Annotated in this window: 14 protein-coding genes; 9 read left to right on the forward strand and 5 right to left on the reverse strand. The window is 52.8% G+C overall.

The window, feature by feature from the left end:
- The first annotated feature begins 35 nt into the window (after nucleotides 1-35).
- On the forward strand, nucleotides 36-1,397 hold the full coding sequence (gene hydA / locus OLM33_03570; GenBank protein ID MCW1712750.1) for a dihydropyrimidinase: 1,362 nt from the start codon (nucleotides 36-38) through the stop codon (nucleotides 1,395-1,397).
- A gap of 68 nt (nucleotides 1,398-1,465) precedes the next feature.
- Here the strand turns inward: hydA and ssnA are convergent, their stop codons facing one another.
- Both ssnA and OLM33_03580 read right to left on the reverse strand, forming a co-directional pair.
- On the reverse strand, nucleotides 1,466-2,836 hold the full coding sequence (gene ssnA / locus OLM33_03575) for a putative aminohydrolase SsnA (GenBank protein MCW1712751.1): 1,371 nt from the start codon (nucleotides 2,834-2,836) through the stop codon (nucleotides 1,466-1,468).
- Between the two features lie 46 nt (nucleotides 2,837-2,882).
- Nucleotides 2,883-3,263, reverse strand: a complete 381-nt coding sequence (locus OLM33_03580; GenBank protein MCW1712752.1) for a RidA family protein — start codon at nucleotides 3,261-3,263, stop codon at nucleotides 2,883-2,885.
- A 183-nt stretch (nucleotides 3,264-3,446) separates the two neighbouring features.
- Between OLM33_03580 and OLM33_03585 the strand changes: the two genes are divergently transcribed.
- From OLM33_03585 to OLM33_03595, 3 genes are all read left to right on the forward strand, one after another.
- Nucleotides 3,447-4,685: an amidohydrolase family protein gene (locus OLM33_03585; protein MCW1712753.1), complete on the forward strand. Its 1,239-nt coding sequence runs from the start codon at nucleotides 3,447-3,449 to the stop codon at nucleotides 4,683-4,685.
- A gap of 255 nt (nucleotides 4,686-4,940) precedes the next feature.
- On the forward strand, nucleotides 4,941-7,175 hold the full coding sequence (locus tag OLM33_03590) for a xanthine dehydrogenase family protein molybdopterin-binding subunit (GenBank protein MCW1712754.1): 2,235 nt from the start codon (nucleotides 4,941-4,943) through the stop codon (nucleotides 7,173-7,175).
- Nucleotides 7,176-7,192: 17 nt separating this feature from the next.
- Nucleotides 7,193-8,554, forward strand: coding sequence for an FAD binding domain-containing protein (locus tag OLM33_03595; GenBank protein MCW1712755.1), 1,362 nt, complete (start codon nucleotides 7,193-7,195; stop codon nucleotides 8,552-8,554).
- Between the two features lie 48 nt (nucleotides 8,555-8,602).
- Here OLM33_03595 and OLM33_03600 read toward each other — a convergent pair whose 3' ends face one another.
- Nucleotides 8,603-9,499 carry an alpha/beta hydrolase gene (locus OLM33_03600; GenBank protein MCW1712756.1) on the reverse strand — a complete coding sequence of 299 codons (897 nt, stop codon included), beginning with the start codon at nucleotides 9,497-9,499 and terminating at the stop codon, nucleotides 8,603-8,605.
- A gap of 274 nt (nucleotides 9,500-9,773) precedes the next feature.
- Between OLM33_03600 and OLM33_03605 the strand changes: the two genes are divergently transcribed.
- Nucleotides 9,774-10,652 (forward strand): haloacid dehalogenase-like hydrolase, encoded by an 879-nt coding sequence (locus OLM33_03605; GenBank protein ID MCW1712757.1) that lies wholly within the window; start codon nucleotides 9,774-9,776, stop codon nucleotides 10,650-10,652.
- 22 nt (nucleotides 10,653-10,674) lie between these two features.
- On the opposite strand, the gene OLM33_03610 is transcribed toward OLM33_03605, so the two are convergent.
- Nucleotides 10,675-12,885, reverse strand: a complete 2,211-nt coding sequence (locus tag OLM33_03610; GenBank protein ID MCW1712758.1) for a mechanosensitive ion channel — start codon at nucleotides 12,883-12,885, stop codon at nucleotides 10,675-10,677.
- Nucleotides 12,886-13,022: 137 nt separating this feature from the next.
- The gene (locus OLM33_03615; protein MCW1712759.1) at nucleotides 13,023-14,027 is read right to left on the reverse strand and encodes a proline racemase family protein; all 1,005 of its coding nucleotides are present in this window, start codon (nucleotides 14,025-14,027) and stop codon (nucleotides 13,023-13,025) included.
- Between the two features lie 178 nt (nucleotides 14,028-14,205).
- On the opposite strand from OLM33_03615, the gene OLM33_03620 reads away from it, so the two are divergent.
- From OLM33_03620 to OLM33_03635, 4 genes are all read left to right on the forward strand, one after another.
- Nucleotides 14,206-15,099, forward strand: a complete 894-nt coding sequence (locus OLM33_03620) for a MurR/RpiR family transcriptional regulator (GenBank protein ID MCW1712760.1) — start codon at nucleotides 14,206-14,208, stop codon at nucleotides 15,097-15,099.
- Between the two features lie 58 nt (nucleotides 15,100-15,157).
- Nucleotides 15,158-16,147 (forward strand): ornithine cyclodeaminase family protein, encoded by a 990-nt coding sequence (locus OLM33_03625; GenBank protein ID MCW1712761.1) that lies wholly within the window; start codon nucleotides 15,158-15,160, stop codon nucleotides 16,145-16,147.
- A gap of 435 nt (nucleotides 16,148-16,582) precedes the next feature.
- Nucleotides 16,583-20,113, forward strand: a complete 3,531-nt coding sequence (nifJ, locus tag OLM33_03630; protein MCW1712762.1) for a pyruvate:ferredoxin (flavodoxin) oxidoreductase — start codon at nucleotides 16,583-16,585, stop codon at nucleotides 20,111-20,113.
- 6 nt (nucleotides 20,114-20,119) lie between these two features.
- Nucleotides 20,120-21,706: a pyruvate carboxylase subunit B gene (locus OLM33_03635; protein MCW1712763.1), complete on the forward strand. Its 1,587-nt coding sequence runs from the start codon at nucleotides 20,120-20,122 to the stop codon at nucleotides 21,704-21,706.
- Nucleotides 21,707-21,769 lie beyond the last annotated feature (63 nt).

Genomic DNA, 21,769 nt, shown 5'->3' on the forward strand with positions numbered 1-21,769 from the left:
GGCCGATGATGAATCATGAACGGAGGGCAGTGTTTATGTCTTTGATCCTCATAAAAAACGGGACAGTCGGCAGGGCAGACGGTTCTTTCCGCGGCGATGTGCTGATAGAGGGCGGTAAGATCAGGGAGGTCGGACCGTGCATCGAGCACGACGGGGCTTCCGTGGTCGATGTTGATGGCCGTTATGTTCTGCCCGGTGGGGTGGACCCGCATACGCATGTCTCACTCATCTCTGCCGGAAGGAGCGTCTCGGACGGTTTTGAAGCGGCGACCAGGGCGGCTGTATGGGGAGGGACTACCACGATAGTCGAGCACCCCGGCTTTGTTCCCGAAGGATCACCGCTCTCTGTGGCTGTTGATGATGCCGTGAGGAAAGGCAGCGGTGCTTCCTACATTGATTTTGGGGTGCATATGGTATTTCAGGGAACGAACGGATTCAGTGAAGAAGAGGTAATGGAACTTGTCGGCCGCGGACATGCTACCGGAAAGGTCTACACTACATATGACGCGTGGATGGCGGTTGCGCAGATCGTTCCTCTGATGGAGATGATGGAGAGGGCCGGTGGACTGTTGCTCTATCATGCTGAGGATGACGCGGAACTGAAACGGCTGAGATCGGACTTCGAGGCAAAGGGGATGACAGGGATCCGGACATGGCCTCTGAGCCGTCCTGGCTTCTGCGAGGCGGATGCCGTTGCCCGGATATCCGCCCTCGCGGAGGGCGCGGGTGTTCCGAGTTATATCGTGCATCTTTCAACTGCTCTGGGACTTCAAAGGATCATGGAGGCGAGGGAGACAGGCTGCGAGGTCTACGCAGAGACCTGCCCGCAGTACCTTTGCCTTACAGATGAGCTTTACAGCGAAGAGAGAGGAGCGGACTTTATAATGGCTCCGCCGCTGCGTAAGAAAGAAGACTGTGATGCGCTGTGGGCCGCGCTTGCATCCGGTGATATCGACACTGTGGGGACAGACCACTGCTCATTCAGCAGGGCAGCCAAAATAAAATTCGGAAGCGGGAACGTCTTCAGGGCTCCGGGGGGCATTCCGGGTATAGAGACCAGGATGCCGATACTCTTTTCCGAGGGGGTCATGAAGGGACGCATCTCTCTTGAACGCTTTGTAGATGTGACCGCGACCGCACCTGCCCGGATAATGGGGTTGAGGGATAAAGGAAGGATAGAGCCGGGAGCGGACGCGGACATAGTTATCTTCGACTCTCGGCAAGAGAAGGCCCTATCTGTTGAGACTCTCCACCAGAAGGTCGACTACACCCCATTTGAGGGAATGAGGGTAAAGGGATCTCCCTCACATGTCTGGCTCAGGGGAAGGCCGGTGCTGGCGGAGGGGGTCTTTGTCGCCGGTGAGCCTTGCGGGAAGTTCGTTAAAAGATATTTATAGGCCCGAAACTGTACATAAAAATTAGGCCCCCGGATAGTTCCGGGGGCTGCACTTTTTTCACGTCTGGACTAGAGCCTTTTCCAGACCTCTTTGGAGCACTCCCTTGCCTTTGCGAAGATCCGTTCCCTGTCGAGCTCTGTGAGCTTCCTGTCCTTCATGAGGACCTTGCCGTTTGCAATTGTCGTCACGACGTTCCTTCCGGAAGATCCGAAGAGAAGGTGCCCGTTTATGTTCTTTTCGCTTATCGCGGTCGGGGGAATATAGTCCATTATAATTATGTCCGCAGCATATCCCTCTTTGATCATTCCGAGCCTGACGGGGAAACACCTCTCCGCGATCTCCGCGTTGTTAACGAAGAGCATCTGCGGGAGTTCGCCCCACCCTGCGCCGGGGTCACCCGAGGAATGCTTGCAGAGGGCGTTCCCGAGCCTGTAGGACTGTATCATGTCGCAGAGATAGCCGTCAGTGCCGAGGCCGACAAGAAGGCCCTCTTTGATCATCTCCCTGACGCTGGCCGAACCGACGGCGTTGCCCATGTTCGATTCGGGGTTGTGGACGACAGCTGTATTTGTCTCCCTGATGATATCTCTTTCCGACTCGTCTGTGTGTATGCAGTGTACGAAGACGGAGTTTTCGCCTGTGATCCCGTGATCCCTGAAGCGTTCCACGATCCTTTTGCCGTATTTGGCGACGGAGTCTTTCTCATCCTCCGGTCCCTCAGCGACGTGAACGTGGAAGCCGGTGTTCCTTCCCTCCATAGCCTCGGCGCACTTTTCAAGGGTCAGGTCTGAAAGGGTGAAGGATGCGTGCAGCCCGAACTTGCCCGAGATCATAGGATCGTTCTGCTCTTCGGCCCAGTCGATGAAGGATATGTTTTCACGTATGCCTTCATATGCAGTCTTCTGGCCGTCCCTGTCCGAGACCTCGTAACATAGGGAAGCCCGTATGCCCGCCTCGCGGGTCGCCTTGGCTATCTCACAGAGGCTGCCGGTGACCGCTGTCGGGCTTGCGTGGTGGTCGATAACGGTGGTGCAGCCGCACTTGATGCAGTCGACGAGAGAGGTCATGGCGCTGTAGTAGATGTCTTTCAACGTGAGGGCCTTGTCCAGCTTCCACCATAGCCTCTCAAGTACCTGTGAAAAGTCCTTTGCCGGTTCCCCGGGGGGAATCATGCCTCTGGAAAAGGTGCTGTAGAAGTGCATGTGGGAGTTGATGAACCCGGGCATGATGAGCCCACCCTTGGCATCGATGAATTCTGCCTCGGGGTATTTGGTGCGCAGCTCAGATGTCGTTCCGACCATGAAGATCGCAGAACCCCTGACGGCAGCGCAGCCATCGGGAATGAAAGGAAGGTCGGGGTCCCTTGTGATAAGTTTTCCGTTTCCTACGAGAAGCATTTTCGTCACTCCCCTGCAGAAATTTTTTGCACGTGTTGTCAAGAGTGCGCAAAGGGCCCCCCTCAGTCAAGTAGGGCCCCATAGCGGTCTATTTCAGAAGAGCGATTGCCTCTATCTCGATCAGAACGTCCTTGGGGAGCCTTGCGACTTCAACGCATGACCTTGCCGGGGCATCCTTCGTGAAGGACTTGCCGTAGATCTCGTTGATCTTCCCGAAATCGTTCATGTCCTTGATGAACACAGTGGTCTTCACAACGTCTGAAAAATCCAGCCCCTGGCTTTCCAGAGCGCCCTTCATATTCTTCAGGACCTGTTCAGCCTGAGCCGCCACGTCACCTTCGACGACGGTCATAGTCTTGGTATCGAGCGCGATCTGCCCCGAAAGGAAGAGGAACCCCCCCGCCCTGACACCCTGAGAATAAGGTCCGATCGCCGCCGGAGCTTTGTCTGTGCTGATGATCTCTTTCATTTTTAAAGCACCTCTTTCTATGTTTTCTTGTCCAACGATACCTGTTGTCTATTTTACAGCATTTTCGCGGCGAAAGAGAGTACAGCCGCGGACCTCTATGTCAGAATAGATGTCGTGTTTGTAAGTCGACAGTACAAGTCTCTTCAGGTATAAAGATACTATCAAGACAGGCGGGTGATTCGTATGGATATCGTCATCGAGGGCAAGTACAATGAATATGACTACCTTACTGTGGACAGCCTTACGGGAAAGATAAAGTCACTGGGCAGGGGCAGGCCTCCTAAGGAGCCGGACTCCTCTTTCGGTCGGGATCATGTGTTCAGCGCGGGGGACCTTAACGCGCATTCGCACCCGGAGCAGTCCATATATGTCGAGATAGCGGACAAAAGCTGGGATCTGGCAAGGTGGTGCCGGGAGACCATATATAAATACAGCGTTGAAATGACGGCTGAAATGGTTTACCACGGATGCGTGAGGGCCTTCGGACGTATGCTGGCCTACGGCGAAACTTCTGTAATGGTCTCTTTTTACTGTCACAACAAAAGGGAAAACGAGCTGGACCTTGCAGTGATAAGGGCGGCGCAGGATGTCGGCATAAGGCTCTTCTTCGGAAGGATGAACTATGACCTGACGGACCCAAAAGCATATCCCGAAAAGAGGGCATCACAGCTGAGCTACTATGAGGACCCGAAGGAGGCGGAGAAGAACTTCATCGGCCTTCTTAAATACGAAACGGATACAGTGAAAGTCGCACCGGCACTGCACAGCTTCCACGCGAACACCCTTGATGCGGTCACCAGAGGCATAAATCTCGGCGCAGAGTACGGACGTAAGGTGCAGTTCCATCTTTCCGAGGACGATGGAGATGTGAAGATATGCCTCGAAAATTACGGAATGAGGCCGGTCGAGGTGCTTGCGGACCTGAAAGAGACCGGAAAGGTTTCCACTCTCGATCATCTTCTGCTCTCAGACTGCGTATGGACGAGCCGCAAGGAAAAGGAGCTTATTAAGGAACACGGGATGTCCGTGGTCTTCAACGGCAGGATGAACGAGCGGGTAAAGGCCGGAACTGCCGACGTTCGTGAATACATGGAACTGGGAGTCCCTCTCTATATCGGAACAGATGGGGAGGCCAGCAATGACGACCTCTCGATAGACAATGAAATAAAGTGGCAGGCAGAAAAGCATAAGTTTAGCGAAGAGGAAGAAAAAAAGTTACGGAGGCCCTTTGAGATGGCGGGAGTCAGAGTAGGGCAGCTTGAAGCCGGTTCCGCCGCGGATATAAAGGTCTGCAAAGACGGAAAGCTTAACGCCCTCTTCGTAGGCGGCAAAGCCGTCATGGTGGATGGGGAGCTCCTTTCAAATAAGAAAATAAGCGATTCAGAGGCCTTTATTAAAGATATGTGGCAGAAAAGAGCTTGATGAGCTTTTCCCACCGGGATAGTGTGTTGTAAGAGCAAAAAAATGTATAATAGTCCTGACATTAATTTTTATAACTAAACCTTGGAACAATTGTGAAACTGCGGCGCGAAGATGCCGCGGCAAGCAATAGCAATTGCTCAGCCATGATTTTTATACAACTGCTTCCCGCGGCTCGATTTTAGCCGCACTTTACGACAAGCGGTTTTCTTGGCAGCTTATCGCGGCACGCAGTATTTATCGACAGGAGGTTTTCAGATGGACGAATTTAATATAATTGGCAGCTCACCATTAAGGGACGACGGCCCCGGGAAGGTCACGGGGCGTACCGAGTACATTGCCGACATAGATATACCGGGATGCTGGATTGGAGGCATAGTGAGGTCGAAGGTTGCGAGGGGAAGGCTCAAGGGTATCAAAAAGTCCGCCTCATTTGACTGGTCTAAGGTCACTCTCGTTACCCACGAAGATATACCGGGAGAAAACTACATTTCCATGGTCAGGACCGACTATCCGGCCCTTGCCGAAAAGGAGGTCAACTATTTTTCTCAGGCGATCGCACTTGTCGCGGCACCCGATGAGATGCTTCTCAAAGAGGCCATGACGTCGATCGAGGTTGATATCGAACCGCTGAAACCTGTGCTTACGGTGGAGGAGGCCCTTGAGGGAAAAGACATCATCTGGGGAAAAGACAACATGATCGACGAGTACAGGACAGAATCGGGAGACCTAGAAAAGGGTTTTGCCGAGGCGTACCTGATCGTCGAAGGCAACTGGGCAACGGGTTTCCACGAACAGCTCTACCTTGAGACCCAGGGCATGGCGGCATTTATGCGCGAGGACGGTGCGGTGGAGGTGATCGGCTCGCTGCAGTGCCCGTTCTATGTTCAGGGAGCGATCCAGAAGGTGATGGCCCTTCCTCCCGAAAAGGTGATCATAAGGCAGGCGGCGACAGGCGGAGGATTCGGGGGCAAAGAGGACTACCCTTCGATACTCGGCTCATACGCTGCCCTGCTGGCTTATAGATCGAGGCATCCCGTGAAGATCGTCTTCGACAGGGAGGAAGACCTGCGGGTAACGCCAAAAAGGCATCCTTCAAAGAGCCGTTACAGGATGGGCGTCAGTAGGGAGGGCAAGATAACCGCACTTGACGCGGACATTATCCTGGACAGCGGAGCCTATACGACGCTCAGCAGGGTGGTACTCCAGCGCTCTCAGCTCCACGCATGCGGGATATACCACGTGCCGAACGTAAGGATAAGGAGCAGGGCGGTGGCTACCAATACGCCACCTAACGGAGCCTTCAGGGGCTTCGGGGCTCCCCAGACGATTTTTGCCATGGAACGACAGATGGACCTTGCGGCGAAAGAACTGGGGATCGACCCGCTCGACATCAGGCTGAAAAACGCACTGAGGACGGGGGACAGGTTCCCGTACGGACAGGTGCTTAAGGAGAAAAACAACGCGGTCGCCGTGCTTGAAAAGGCAGCCGAGATGTCGGACTACAGGGCGAAAAAGGAACTTTACGCGTCCCAGCCAAAGGGAAGGATAAGGAAGGGGATAGGGATCGCTGCGGCGCTCCACGGAGGAGGCTTTACGGGAGCCGGGGAGGACAAGATGGGCACGACAGCCAGAGTCTGCTTCGACGGCTGCAGATTTGCTCTCTATGTCAGCAGCACTGAGATCGGGCAGGGTTCTTCAACGGTGCTGCGGATGGCGGCGGCCGAAGAACTTGGAGCCGGAATGGAAGATGTTGTATATATGGCGCCGGATACTTCAAAGGCTCCCAATACCGGGCCGACAGTGGCCTCGAGGACGACGATGTACGCCTCTAAGGCAGTCAGGGACGCATGTGCCAACATAAGAAGAAAGCTTGAAGAGTGGAGGACTGCGGAGGGGCTGCCGGCAAATACGCCCATGACTGCTCTTGCGGCCGGATACATGAAGGAAAAAGGGATGCCGGATGAGTTCGGATACAACATATTCGATGACGACAGCTGCTGGGACGAGGAAAAATTCGAAGGAGACGCCTACAGGGGCTACGCATGGATCGCGAACGTGATCGAGGTCGAGGTCGATACGGACACATACGAGGTCTCGGCAGAGAGGGTCTGTGCGGCCGCTGAGGTCGGCAGGGCGATAAACCCGATGCAGCTCAAAGGGCAGCTGACGGGAGGGATGCTCCAGGCTATAGGCTGGTCGCACCTGGAAGATATGCGAACAGACGATAAGGGCAGGTACACGGCTTCTCACATGAACGCCTATCTTGTGCCGACGACCCTTGACACACCCGAGTGGGAGATAGAGCTGCTGGAGGATCCCTGCGTCCAGGGATGCTTCGGCGCGAAGGGCATAGGGGAACTTCCGATGAACGCGGCGGGGCCTGCCTTTGTATCAGCGGTGGACAACGCGGTGGATGTTTTCTGCGATTCGATCCCCTGCACCGGGGAGAAGCTCTTTCGGCTGATGTGCCCGGACGAAAAGAAGTCATAAGGGGGAGGAAGATAATAATGAGGATAGAAATGACGATAAATGGAGCCCTTTATTACACCGACGTTCCTCCCATGAAACCGCTTCTGGCAGTGCTCAGGGAAGATCTGGGCTTTGCCGGGCCGAAGGAAGGCTGCGGCGAGGGCGAGTGCGGAGCGTGTTCTGTCATCATAGATGGAAAACTTGTCAATGCATGCCTCGTGCCTGCAGTACAGGCATCGGGAAGCGAGATACTGACCGTCGAGGGTCTTGGGGACCCCGATGATATGGATCTGCTCCAGAGGGCATTCGTATCGGAGGGCGCGGTCCAGTGCGGCTTCTGTACCCCGGGAATGGTAATGGCTGCGAGGGCGCTGCTTGAAGAAAACCCTACACCGACAAGGGACGAGATAAAGGTCGCCTTGTCGGGAAATATCTGCCGGTGCACCGGCTACGAGAAGATATACGACGCAGTGGAGAAGGCCGTCAGCGAAGGATACTGCGATACCTTCAGGGTCCGCGAAAACCTCTGCAGCGGACAGGCTCCCACTCCCACATCGGAGAGCGACATGAACTGCCTTACGCCCGAAAATCTGGACGATGTGTTTGAGATACTGGAGAAAAACAGCGGAGTGTCCATCCTCGCGGGAAGCACGGATATCATACCAGACATAAAGAACGGGAAATATTCATTCAGGAAAATAATGGACCTCAGCAGAGTCAAAGAGCTGAAGGGGATCAACAAGACCGGCGATACTATAAGGATAGGGAGCTGTGTTACCAACGGAGACCTGATCAGGAGCAGCATTATCAAAAAGTATCTCCCCGCACTCCGGGAAGCTGCATTTCGGAGCGGGGCGCCGGCAGTGCAGAACAGGGCTACCGTAGGCGGGAACCTCTCAACAGCCTCGGGTGCGGCCGACCTTCCGACGATACTTCTTCCGCTTGATGCGGGCGTCATAGCCGAGGGCCCGGAAGGCGCGCGCGAGATGAAGCTTGAGAAGTTCATCATCGGCTACAGGGAACCTGACCTGAAGCACAACGAGATAATGAAGGAGATCGTGATCCCCTTGCCCAAAGAGAAGAGCTTCCAGAAATTTTTCAAAAGGGGTTCGCGTAAGGCGTTAACGCTCTCAAGGCTCTCGCTAGGTTTTTATACCGAGGTCGAAAACGGGGTGATCTGGGAGATCCGCGCAGCCGCGGGAAGTATGTCTCCCATACCTCTCAGGCTCAGCGGACTTGAGTCTGCCCTTAAGATGAAGAGGCTGACTCCGGAGCTTGCCGAAGAAGCTGCCGCGGTCGCATACGACGAGGTCAACCCCAGAAAGAGCCCGGAATGGCGTAAGAGGATGACATACAACCTTGTAAAGAGCTTCCTGAAGGAACTTATGGAGGAAAAATAGACAAAAGAAGGGCGCCGCGGAAGCGGCGCCCCTTAAATATATTCTTTCTCAGTTAAATCTTACAAGGAATGCGGTGAGCGAGTCGTAGAAGCTGTCCGGGTTTTCGAGGAAGGATGTCTGTGATGCCTCAGGTATCGTGACCCTTACAGACCCCGGTATGAGTGAACGGTAGTACTCAATAGTTTCTTTCCTTACCTGGTCATATACTCCGCATATGAGCAGGACGCGCACTTTTATATGAGGGAGCTTCGGTGTTATGTCCATGTTTTTGAGTATGCCGATGCATGTAAATTCACTGGGACCCCACATATGCCTGTAGACCCTGAGTCCGTTCGGAGTCTTGGGTTTCATTGCGTACTGCCTGAACTGCCTTTTGTGCTTCTGCAGTTCCCTGCACTGGAAATTTCTGTTGTACTCGGCTATCGCGTCCTGGTAGAGTCTGCCTCCGAACTGTATCTCCTTTTCGGATTCCTCTACGATCCTGACGTACTCTTCTCCGAGTTCAGCAAGCCTTGATTTGGCATCCCTGATCCATATCTCCGTGCTGAGGTAGGGGCTTACCATGGTTATGGACTTTACAGGAGTGTCAGGCGTCCTCAATACGTGTTCCGCAGCCAGCATTGCTCCCCAGGAGTGTCCTATGAGGTGGAGCTTCTCGACCTTCATTTCACTGATCACGGTGTTCAGTGTCTCGATGTAACGCTCCGGGACCCAGATCGATTCATCGCCCACATCATTCTTCTCGTCGCTTCCAAGTTGGTTGTACATATAGACCTTGCAGTCCTTGGCGAGCATTTCTGCCATCGGTGAAAAAGATTCGAAATTGCCCCCTGGACCGCCGTGAATGAATAGAATAGGGATAGCGGAATCGTTGTCGCCTAATACGTTAAGTCCGACATAGCCTCCCGGCACGTCTATGTATTGGGTCTTCATCTCAATTGCCATTTCCGGTTCCTCCCTTCGCAGTCAGGTAGTTGCTCTTTTTAGATTATATCTTAATTTTCTGAACATTTGAAGGTCAGTATGTATCGTTTAGGTATTTTTACCAACTTATGATCAGAAGAAGTAATTTATAATAATTTTGACAAAAACAGCTTATACTGACACACGTGGCATAAGAACGATCACAATTTCCCGGTTATTATTGATCCGAATGGTCTTATGTGATTTATAACATGGGATAGTGTCAGCGAAAAAGAATATCAGGAGGAGTTATGGAATGTCATATCCCGATCCGGTAATGGCAATTTGCTACGATTTCGACGGGACCCTGGCCCCGGGGAACATGCAGGAGCATGATTTCTTCCCTGACCTCAGGATCGCCCCCAGGGATTTCTGGGAAGAATCGAACGCCCTTGCAAGGGAGCAGGAGGTCGATCCGATACTTGCTTACATGAAGCTGATGCTGGACAAGGCCAGGCTTTCGGGAAAAGTCAGGATCTCAAAGAGCGCATTCAGGGACTACGGCAAAACAGTTGACCTCTTCAGGGGCGTCAAAAGCTGGTTTGGCGAGATCAATGATTATGCTGCTCAAAAAGGGGTCAGGCTCGAGCACTACATAATCTCGTCAGGCCTCCGGGAGATGATCGAGGGAACTTCGGTAAGCAGGCACGTGAAGGCGATATATGCGAGCTCATTCATCTACGACCAGCACGATGTTGCGATATGGCCTGCCAATGCGGTCAACTACACAACCAAGACCCAGTATCTGTACAGGATCAACAAAGGGATCGAAAGCGTTACTGACAACGTTGCTATAAATGAGTTCGTAGCCGAAGAGGACCGCAGGATACCTTTCTCAAGGATGCTCTTCATAGGGGACGGAAGCACCGACGTTCCCTGCATGAAGCTTGTTAAAAACCAGGGCGGACATGCTATAGCCGTCTATTCCGGCGGGAACGGCACCGGCAGGGACTACGCCGAAAGGCTCCTTCGGGACGGAAGAGTGAACTTCATCGCAGAGGGTGTCTATACTAAGAACTCGAAGATGTTCAAATATACGTCATCTATCATAGACATGGTCTCGGCCTCATACAAACTCTACACCCTGATGAAATCTGCAGGCAAAAGTCAGGCAGAGTGCGGCCCCGAAAACTGAAAAGAGGACCGAAAGGATAAGTTCAGCGGGGAGGCTGCTTTTCCTCAGTCTCCTTGATCTCTCCCTTGATACGGACGTCCCTCTGGGGGAAGGGGATCTCTATCTTCGCACTGTTGAAGGCCGCGAGTATCCTCTGCCGGATGGAGCTCTTTACGTCCCTTTCAAGGTTTTCCTTGATGTCGACGAAGAACTGCGCGGTCAGTTCAAGGGCGCTCTCCCCGAAATCCTCCAGGAGTATCTTGTATGGGGGTGACTTCAGCACGTTCCTGTCCTTGCTCAGGATATCCCTCATTATGCACATCGCCTTTTCGACGTCCGTTTCGTAGGCGACTGAGATCTTTACCTCTGTCCTTGTGAAGGAGTTGTTGAGGGTCAGGTTGACTATCGCTCCTTCCAGGACCTTGCTGTTCGGGATTATCAGGTGATTGCTCTGCTCACATTTTACGACGGTGTTCTGAAGCGTGATCTCCTCCACGATGCCCCTTTTATCGGCTATTATGACTTCGTCGCCGATCCGGACCTTTTTCTGGAAGAGGAGTATCATCCCGCTGAATATGTCCCCGGTGTATTTCTGTGCCCCGAATCCGACTGCGATCGCCACCGCACCTCCGAGGAATGCGAAGGCCGTGAGAGGGATGTGCAAGCTCCACAGACCGAAGAAAGTTGAAATGACGACGCCCGTGTAGTAGATGAACTTCTGGATGAGGAGGCTGCTGTGCCTGCTCATGCTCAGTCCGTCAGCGGTCCTCTTCCTGAAAATGTATGCAAGGTATCGGGTGAGCAGGATGCCTGCAAGGAAGATCAGAAGAGCGAAGGAGAACTTGCCTACGGTTATAGGGTATTCGCCGACGTGCCAGAGTTCAGTCTCCCTGAACCTTGAAATACCGCTGCCCCAGAGGAAGCCGAGTTTCTCTTCGCTGTTGTGAGCTCCGGTTATGCGCAGTGTCTCTTTACGGAGGTCCGTGTACTGGCTCCTGATCGTCCCCAGCTCTACAAGATAGGAGAGATATCTTTTCTTCCTTGCCGACAGGTTCTCAAGGAAACGGTCCCTGATCTGATCGTCCTGCTCCGTCATCAGCGGGCTCCCGCTGCTGAACCTCCTGCTTACAGCCTGTTCTGTCTCCCTGATGGTCTGGATCGAATCGACGCATAGGGTAATGTTGGCGTTTATGTCATCAATAAAATCATTTGTCCTTGAGAGGATGAATTTCTGCCTTCCGACGTCGAGGTTTCCTTCTATCAGGTCCTGCATTCCCCTCCATACCGACCTGAGCGATGTAAGCTTCTCAATGACCTCCAGGATCATCAGGATCTCGTCCCTTATGAGCTGCTGCTCGTTCGAGATCCAGAACCTCGCAAATGAGGTGAGGTCGCTCTCTTCGTCTACGAACTCGTTTGCGGGGTCGGATTTCTTTTCAAGCAGGATTATGGTTTCGTAAAGGGCTCCCGTCTTCTGTAAAACAATGGAATTGAGAAGTGCGAAATCTTCGCTGCTGAACTTTATGTTCTGCCTGATGTCGGCAAGCATGGGTTCGATCATATCGACCTTTCCCTTTGTGTCGTTTAGTTCCTTTTCCGCCAGTGAGAGCGTGGTCATGTACAGGGTGTTTATTGCCGTGCACTCTTCGAGCTTCGCCTTTATCTCCCTCATCCGCCAGCTGTTGGTCAGGCTTTCCCCGTTGCCTCTGGCGATCCTTTCGTTGACTACCCGGAACCTCTTTTCAGTCTCGGTCATATCGGTATTGTTTCTCAGAAGGGTAGACTTTGCCTTTTCTATAAGCCTTTGGTATCTTTCAGCCTCGTTGCGGTAGTTTTCGACATCTTCGAGGAAGTCAAGGTAGAGAAGGAATGAGTATGGAGGCGCTTTTTCTGCAAGCTCCTCGAGCCTGCCCTCCTCAAGGATGAACTGCGATGCGGCAGTGCCCTGCTTCTGGAGGAAATAGATGCTGTGGTATACGTGTATGTTGTTTTCAAGCATCATCTCGTAGTTGATGACCTGAGAAACGGGGATCCTGTACTGTCTTGCGAGCCCCTCCTCAAGTCCCTGTATCTTTATGACCTCGTTTTTGAGCGTCTTTATCCTTTCGAGGGGCTGAGACTGGTGTTCTGTTAGAATTCTTTTCACGTCTGAGAGCGACTCGGCGAAAGATATTGCAGAAAAGAGAAGTATCAGGAAAAGGGCAAGGAAAGGTACAGATAAATTTTGTCCGGATATTACGGCGCTCTTTCTCACAAAAGTTCCCCCCGCAGTAACAACGTTTCGGCACATTACACAAGACTATTTTACATTAATAAACCAAAACAAAAAGGGGCAGTCATTGTTAATTATCTGGCTGCCCCCTATCCGTTTTTTTTTGTATTTTTGAAGTCTTAGCCAAGCAGGAAACCGGGGAGCAGGGGATCGCTCTCCTGACGCACCAGCCAGTTGAAGCCAGTGATGTTGGCGGTGCCCTTTATGTAGGGCTGTACTGTATCGAACTCTCCGACCTTGAGTCCGGGCTCATAGTGCCCTTCAAAGACCGTTCCCAATATGCTCTCGTGGAGGAACTTCTCTCCCGGTTTAAGCTCTCCCTTTGCTGCTAGCAGTGCCATCTTCGCGCATGTGCCTGTGCCGCAGGGAGACCTGTCGACGTTTTTTGCGCCGAATATGACGCAGTTCCTGGCGTTTTCTCCTTCTTTATGGATACCAAACTCGGCCAGCAGCACCTTGTTGTTTTCAGGGATCAGGGGATGCTGTACCTTATGCTGTTTGTTTGCCTCTTCCATTACTTCGAGCCCCATTTTTGTGATGGCAGCTGCTTCAGACGGAACGATCTCAAAACAGAAATCCTCGGCTTTGAGGATCGCAAAAAAACTTCCCCCGAAACAGATGTCAAACTTGACTGTTTTATCGATCGATGGGAGATAGAGGTCCAGGTCTCTTGCGAAGACAAACGCCGGGACGTTCTTAAGTGTAGCGGAAACTGCCTCTCCGTTTTCGACATCAACTGTCATTGTCACAATGCCGGCAGGAGTGTCCAGCTTTACCTCTGTTGTCGGTTCCGTGACAGTTACCATTCCCAGGTTTACCATCGCTGAAGAAAGCCCGATCGACCCGTGTCCGCACATGGATACGCTGCCGCCGGAATCGCAGAAGATGACTCCTGTATGTGCCTCCGGGTTTACCGGCGGGACCATTATCGCCCCGAACATGTCAGCGTGCCCCCTGGGCTCAGTCATTATGAACCTGCGGAAGTCGTTGTGATTATCACAAAAATCTTTCCATTTCTCAGACATCGTTCGCCCTTTAAAAACAGGAGAACCTCCGATAATGATCCTTGTCGGTTCCCCGCAGGTATGGGAATCGATCGCTGCAACCATTTTTGTGATCCTCATTATGACAACCGCCTTTCTGTCGTTTGGATTTGACTTATCATGATGCTAACACAATAAATCACTCGTCGCAACATTTGGTCAGAATTTATAATTTTTTGATTGACAAATCATATATAGTGATTTAATATTCTGATGGAACAAATGCTCCACATATTGACAATATAGGAGAAAATAATCCATGAACAGCGGAGCTCTCTCCCTTTTTGAGAGGATAAGGTCCGGATCCGACAAGCTGTCTCCGGCGCAAAAAAGAGTAAGCAACTATATCCTTTCATCTTACCGGTCACTGGCCTACGTAACGCTGGCGGAGCTTGCCAGGCTTACTTTGACGGGACAGGGGACGGTCGTCAGATTTGCCCAGGCGCTGGGCTACGGTTCGTTCTCTAGTCTGCAGAGGGCATTGAGGGATGAGATAGAGAGGGGTGCTCCGAGAAGCCTGGAGATCTACTCGTCCAAGGGCGTGAAGGATGAAGATAATTCTCCTTTCGACACCGTATTTGAGATGGAGAGGAGCCTCATGGACGAGACGCACAGCCTGATCAAAAGAGAAGAGTTCGACCTGGCTGCAAGGATCCTCTCAGATGCTCCTGCGCTGATAGTGTCAGCCACAGGGAGCAATTCGTTCCTGGCTGACTATGCCGGTTACTTTCTGGGAACGATGAAGGAGAAGGTTGCGGTCGTAAAGGGAACGGATCTTTCAGATGTGAACACCCTCCTTGATGCCCAGGAGGGAACTGTGGGGCTTGTTTTCAGTTTCCCCAGATATCCGATAAAGACACAGTCCATAGTAAAGGCCATGAAAGAGAAGGGCATGAGGATCATCGGCATCTCAGATTCAATTGCCTCGCCGATTGCCTGTTACTGTGCTCCGTTCTTCATGGTCCCTCAGAAGTACATGACATTCATGGATCCGTGCGCTGCGGTTATGTCGCTGATACATTCAATACTGTACGGAGTATGGATGCACGACAGAAAGAGCTGCAGGAACAGGATCGAGGCAAGAAAGCGTCTTTTTGAGGGCGAAAAGTTCTTTGTGTCCGAAAATATCCCCCTTCCGGATCTCACGCCCTGAATATAAAAAATGAATGACCGGCATGCCGGGAAAAACATAAACAGGAGGAGTTGCAGCAATGGCATACGATGTTCGTTTTATTTCTGAGGCAGATGTACAGTCACTCGGCATTACTATGAAGGAAGTAATGGATCATGTGGAAACGGGCTGGAAGATGAACGGCGAAAATAAGACAGAGCTTCCCGCAAAGATAGGCGTACATCCAAGGCATGACTGCTACATGCACGCCATGCCCTGTTGGGTAGGCGGAGAAGTAGACATGGCCGGGATCAAATGGGTGGCCGGCTATCCGAGCAACCTGCAGAAAAAATTGCCCTACAACAACGGCGTCTTCATCCTGAATGACGTCGAGACAGGTGTGGTCAAAGCCATCATGGACTGTAACTGGATGACTACATGGAGGACCGGCGCGGCTGCAGGGCTTGGCGCCAGGTACTTCGCGGATCCGGCAACAGAAGTTGTGGCAGTGGCAGGACTCGGTACGATCGGAAAGATAACCCTCAGGGCGTTCAAGGAAGTCCTTCCCGCGATGAAGACGGTCAAGCTGTACGACCCCGTTCCCGAACAGGCCGAAAGGTACATCGAAGCGATGAAGGGCATCTGTCCAAATGTAGAATTCGTGGTATGCACCGATGTGAAAAAAGCATGTGAAGACGCCGATGTCGTTACCACATGTGCGCCGATCCTGGAGAATCCAAACAGGATCATAACCGCTGATATGCTTAAGAAGGATGTCTTCTGCATGACGAGTGACTACGATTCGACCTTTGCTGGTGAAGTGGTAAACAAAGGAAGTGCCTTCGTCTGCGACAACAGGAACCAGTACCTCTGGACCCAGGGGCACGGAGTATACTTCCAGAACGGATATCCGCTTGCCGAGGAGATATACGCCGACATGGGCGAAGTGGTCGCAGGCAAGGCCCAGCCCGTAAGGACAGGGCGCAGGACATGCCTCTTCATGGGTATCGCTAGCCATGACGTGATGACCGCTAAGCTGATCCTTAAGAAGGCTGCCGTGAAAAATGCCGGCACCATGCTGAAGCTGTGATCTGACTATCAAAGGACCGAAGATAAAACCGTAAACGGGACTCCCCCCTGACCGCCTTACCGAAGCGGCATGGGGGGAGTTTTTTTACCGGTCTTTTTGCTGTCTCTTTCCAAAATATCGGCCTTCCGGATAACAGAATATTTGGATTATTACCCATAAATCAAAATGATTATTGACCGGGGAAGACAAAGATAATATATTGCCAAAAACAGTCTGGGCAGATCTTATAAAAATGTCCCGTCAAAAGGGTATCCGAAGGGTCAGAGTTTTTGCTCGGAAAGGTGTGATGTATCAGTCAGTATCTTCCTATGACATAAATTACCGATATGTTTTTCCGTCCTTTTATGTAATAATTAATAAATTGGCGACAAAAAAATCTTTGAAATAGCGACAGTTCCTGTTTAAGTTAAACTAAATCATGAGGAGGTAGCTGCAATGACGAAGAGGAAGATGGTAACACTCGACGGCAATGAAGCGGCGGCGTATGTTGCACACGCAGTCAATGAAGTGATAGCAATTTACCCCATTACACCATCTTCACCGATGGGGGAATGGTCAGACCAGTGGACTTCAGAGGGACGCCCCAACATCTGGGGCACAGTGCCGCATGTTGAGGAGATGCAGAGCGAGGCCGGTGCCTCGGGCGCATACCACGGAGCCGTACAGGCGGGAGCTCTCGGAACGACTTTTACGGCATCACAAGGCCTGCTTTTGATGATACCGAACATGTACAAGATAGCGGGCGAACTTACCAGCACGGTCATGCACGTTACGGCAAGGACACTTGCAACACACGCGCTTTCGATATTCGGCGACCACTCGGACGTGATGGCGGTCAGGCAGACGGGCTGGTCGATGCTCTGCTCGTCTACTGTTCAGGAAGTCATGGACATGGCTCTTATCTCACAGATGGCGACGCTTGAAAGCAGGGTCCCGGTCCTCCACTTCTTTGACGGCTTCAGGACCAGCCATGAAGAGATGAAGGTAGAAGAGATCGAATACGACGACATGCGCGCACTGATAGACGACGAGCTTGTCAGGGCCCACAGATACAACAGGCTCAGCCCCGATTCCCCATTTATCCGAGGTTCCGCTCAGAACCCCGATGTATTCTTCCAGGCCAGGGAGGCATGCACCCCCTTTTACGAGGCAGTGGCAGACATAACGCAGAAGTCCATGGATCGCTTTGCGAAACAGGTCGGCCGCAAATATCATCTATTCGATTACTACGGCGCGGAAGATGCCGAGAGAGTGATAGTAATGATGGGATCCGGCGCGGCAGTGGCGCACGAGACAGTTGAAAGGCTCATGCAGAACGGTGAAAAAGTGGGACTCCTCGTGGTCCGTCTCTTCCGCCCCTTCGACGTCTCGCGCTTCCTTAACGCACTTCCGGCGACGGTCAGCAGGATAGCAGTCCTTGACCGCTGCAAGGATCCCGCGGCGATCTGCGAGCCCCTTTGCATGGATGTGAGGGAAGCGCTCTCCGGCAGCGACATCACGGTCGTCGGAGGCCGCTATGGACTCTCCTCCAAGGATTTCACCCCTGCTATGGTAAAGGGAGTATATGACGAGCTGAAGAAGGCTCTGCCGAAGGATAGCTTCACGATCGGGATCGAAGACGACATCAGCTTCTCGAGCCTCGACTACGATCCCTCATTCGACACGGAAGATCCCAAAACTGTCCGTTGCCTTTTCTACGGACTGGGATCTGACGGAACGGTCGGTGCCAACAAGAACTCGATAAAGATCATTGGCGGAGAGACAGACCTCTATGCCCAGGGCTACTACAGTTATGACTCCAAGAAGTCAGGCGGCATTACCGTCAGCCACCTCCGTTTCGGACCCAACCCGATCTATGCCAGCTACATGATCAACAGGGCAAACTTCGTGGCATGTCATGTATATTCCTTCCTTGAGAAGCTTGATGTGCTAAAGGGCGCGGCAGAGGGAGGCACCTTTCTCCTCAACAGCCCCTTCGGGCCCGATGAGGTATGGGAGAAGCTTCCGAAAACCACACAGCAGAGAATAATAGACAAGAAGCTCAAGTTCTACACCATAGACGCAGTGAAGATCGCAAGGGAGACAGGCATGGGCGGACGCACCAACACGATCATGCAGACATGCTTCTTCGCGATAAGCGGAGTCCTTGAGAAGAAACGCGCTATAAAGGCGATCAAGGATGCTATCGTAAACAGTTACAGCCGCAAGGGCCAGGCAGTCGTTGATCAGAACATTGCGGCCGTCGACGCCACGCTCGCGAACCTTTACGAAGTGAAGGTCCCCAGGAAGGCGACGTCGAGGTTTGACATCAAGCTGCCCGTAGCGGATGACGCCCCGGAATTCGTGAAGGATGTCCTTGGCCCGATGATGGTCCTTGAAGGCGACAGACTGCCGGTATCGTGCCTGCCCGAAGACGGAACTTTCCCGAGCGGGACTACGCAGTATGAGAAGCGCAGCATAGCGATAGACATCCCGTCATGGGATCCGTCGCTCTGCATACAGTGCGGCAAATGTGCGCTAGTATGTCCTCATGCCTCCATACGCGCGAAAGTCTATGATGCCGGCCTTCTTAAAGGTGCACCGAAGACATTCAGGAGCGCTGACGCAAAGTGGAAGGAATTTGAGGGAGCCAGGTTCACGGTTCAGGTAGCTCCCGAAGACTGCGTCGGATGCGGCCTCTGCGCATACAACTGCCCTGTGAAGGCGAAAGAGGGAAGCTCTGCCCGTCCGCTCATGATGGTCACACAGATGGATGTCCGCGAGAAGGAGCGGGAAAACTGGAACTTCTTCCTCGAACTGCCCGATGTGGACCGCAGCAAGCTCAACCTAGGACTTGTCAAGGACGTGCAGCTCCTAAGGCCGCTCTTTGAGTTCTCGGGAGCATGCGCCGGATGCGGCGAAACGCCTTACCTTAAGCTGCTTTCATCCCTCTTCGGAGACCGGGCTATAATTGCAAACGCCACTGGGTGCAGTTCCATTTACGGCGGCAACCTCCCGACGACCCCATGGACAGTCAATGACGAGGGACGGGGACCGGCATGGAGCAACTCGCTCTTCGAAGATGCCGCCGAATTCGGACTCGGTTTCCGTATGGCGATAGACAAGCACTGCGAATACGCGGCTGAACTCCTTGAGAGGATGTCCCCGGTGCTTGGAAAGAAGCTCGTAAAATCGATCCTTGAAGCGCCGCAGACGACCGAGGCTGAGATAAGCGAACTCAGGCAGAAGGTGGAGGAGCTCAAGGGACAGCTCGAGTACATGTGCACGGAAGAGGCTGAAGAGCTGATATCTGTCGTCGACAACCTGGTCAAAAAGAGCGTCTGGTGCGTGGGCGGGGACGGATGGGCATACGACATAGGCTACGGAGGACTTGACCACGTGATAGCCTCAGGCAAAAACATCAATATCCTGGTCCTCGACACAGAAGTCTACTCCAACACAGGAGGCCAGATGTCAAAATCCACACCTCGCGGGGCCGTTGCCAAATTTGCTGCCGGCGGCAAGAGGCTGGGCAAGAAGGACCTTGCGCTAATGGCAATGAGCTATGGGAACGTCTATGTAGGAAGGGTGGCCATGGGAGCAAATGACGCCCACACGGTCAAAGTGTTCCGTGAGGCGGAGGCCTATGACGGACCCTCGATCATAATAGCCTACAGCCACTGCATAGCCCACGGCATTGATATGATGAAGGGTCTCGAACAGCAGAAAAAGGCTGTGGAGTCCGGGCACTGGATGCTTATGCGGTATAATCCCGACCTGGCGAAAGAGGGCAAGAACCCGCTCGTTCTCGACAGCAAAGAACCCAGTCTGCCGCTGAAGGATTACATCTACAACGAGACACGTTACAAGAGCCTTGCGGCAGCTGATCCTGAAGTTGCAGAGGCGCTTCTGAAAGAGGAAGAGAAGGACATAAAGGCGCGCTGGCGTTATTTCAGCCATATGGCCGCCATGAAAATGGAGGACTAGCAGTAAATGGAAAAAAGTGAAGTAAAGCAGGAGATCAAGGATACAAAAGGGCGTGTCATAGCGACAAAAGTCAGCTGCAACGGCGACAAGAGATGCAATGATGCCTCCGAGACAGAGTGTGTGTGCATCGATGAAAAGAAAGCCGGACCGGCAATAGAAGTCAAAGAGAGCCCCAGATCCGAGAAAATAGCTGCCGCTCCCAGACCGCGCGTCGGCATAATGGAAACTGCGTTCAGGGATGCCCACCAGTCAATAATGGCGACGAGGCTCCGTACGGATGACATGCTTCCCATTTGCGAGATAATGGATGAGGTCGGTTACCATTCAGTGGAGATGTGGGGAGGAGCGACCTTTGACTCTGCGATGCGCTTCCTCAATGAGGATCCATGGGACAGGCTGCGGCAGATCAAAAAGCGGATGAAAAAGACAAAGACCCAGATGCTTCTCAGGGGTCAGAATCTTGTCGGCTACAGGCATTACTCCGACGAGACAGTCCGCGAGTTCGTAAAGCGGGCGATAGGCAACGGTATTGACATCATAAGGATCTTCGATGCGCTCAACGACCTTCGCAACATGTCCATAGCCGCTGAAGCAGTCAAAAAAGAGGGCGGAGAACTCCAGATGTCTATATCCTACACGATATCCCCCGTCCATACCCTTGAGCTTTTCGCCAAGCAGGCGAAAGACATGGCGGACATGGGCGCAGACTCGATCTGCATCAAGGACATGGCAGGCCTTATGTCCCCTGTTGCGGCTTCAGAACTTGTAACTGCCATCAAGAAGAAGGTAAACCTGCCGGTGCAGCTCCACAGCCACTATACGAGCGGCATGGCGGCTATGAGCTACCTTGCCGGGCTTGAGGCCGGAGCGGATGTAGTCGACTGCGCCATCTCACCATTCGCTATGGGTACTAGCCAGCCGGCAACGGAAGCCATAGTCGCGGCGCTCAAGGGCGGACCTCTTGATACGCACCTCTCGCTCGACAAGCTCCTTCCTGTTGCTGAGTACTACGAGGCACTTCGGAACAAGTACAGCGACATCATCATGGGAGTGAGCGGAGTCAACATCAACATCCTGCTCTACCAGGTGCCGGGCGGGATGTACTCGAACCTGCAGAGCCAGCTCAAAGAAGGTAATGCCTTCCATAAGTTCAAAGAGGTCATGGAGGAAGTCCCAAGGGTCCGCAAGGAGATGGGATATCCCCCTCTTGTCACGCCCACCAGCCAGCTTGTAGGAACACAGGCTGCGATGAACGTGATCTCCGGCGAACGCTGGAAGATGGTCTCGAAGGAAGTCTACCAGTACTTCAGGGGCTACTACGGCAAGACCCCTGCCCCTGTCGATCCCGTGATCCAGAAGAAGGTCCTCGGGGACGAGATCCCCATCACATGCAGGCCCGGGGAGAAGATAGAGCCTGAGCTCGAAGCTGCCAGGAAAGAGATCGGCGTATGGATGACGCAGCCGGAGGACGTCCTCAGCTATGTTCTTTTCCCACAGGTGGCCAAAGATTTCCTGCCACAAAAGTACGCTAAGGAAAACTGTGTGGACATCGGGCTTGAGGAACAGGCATCACCGGAGGCATACGCAATATAGCCGGCCGTCCGAAATAAGAAAAGAACAAAAAGGTCCTCCCGGATATATCATTTGGAGGGCCTT

Source organism: Synergistaceae bacterium DZ-S4, from assembly GCA_025943965.1.
In the GTDB taxonomy this organism is placed as follows: Bacteria; Synergistota; Synergistia; order Synergistales; family Synergistaceae; genus Caenicola; species Caenicola nitritireducens.

Coding starts and splice junctions, on each gene's coding strand:
- nifJ (MCW1712762.1), top strand. CDS start 16,583: ATGACGAAGAGGAAGATGGTAACACTCGACGGCAATGAAGCGGCGGCG.
- OLM33_03635 (MCW1712763.1), top strand. CDS start 20,120: ATGGAAAAAAGTGAAGTAAAGCAGGAGATCAAGGATACAAAAGGGCGT.
- OLM33_03605 (MCW1712757.1), top strand. CDS start 9,774: ATGTCATATCCCGATCCGGTAATGGCAATTTGCTACGATTTCGACGGG.
- hydA (MCW1712750.1), top strand. CDS start 36: ATGTCTTTGATCCTCATAAAAAACGGGACAGTCGGCAGGGCAGACGGT.
- OLM33_03590 (MCW1712754.1), top strand. CDS start 4,941: ATGGACGAATTTAATATAATTGGCAGCTCACCATTAAGGGACGACGGC.
- OLM33_03600 (MCW1712756.1), bottom strand. CDS start 9,499: ATGGCAATTGAGATGAAGACCCAATACATAGACGTGCCGGGAGGCTAT.
- OLM33_03580 (MCW1712752.1), bottom strand. CDS start 3,263: ATGAAAGAGATCATCAGCACAGACAAAGCTCCGGCGGCGATCGGACCT.
- OLM33_03615 (MCW1712759.1), bottom strand. CDS start 14,027: ATGAGGATCACAAAAATGGTTGCAGCGATCGATTCCCATACCTGCGGG.
- OLM33_03625 (MCW1712761.1), top strand. CDS start 15,158: ATGGCATACGATGTTCGTTTTATTTCTGAGGCAGATGTACAGTCACTC.
- OLM33_03585 (MCW1712753.1), top strand. CDS start 3,447: ATGGATATCGTCATCGAGGGCAAGTACAATGAATATGACTACCTTACT.
- OLM33_03620 (MCW1712760.1), top strand. CDS start 14,206: ATGAACAGCGGAGCTCTCTCCCTTTTTGAGAGGATAAGGTCCGGATCC.
- OLM33_03595 (MCW1712755.1), top strand. CDS start 7,193: ATGAGGATAGAAATGACGATAAATGGAGCCCTTTATTACACCGACGTT.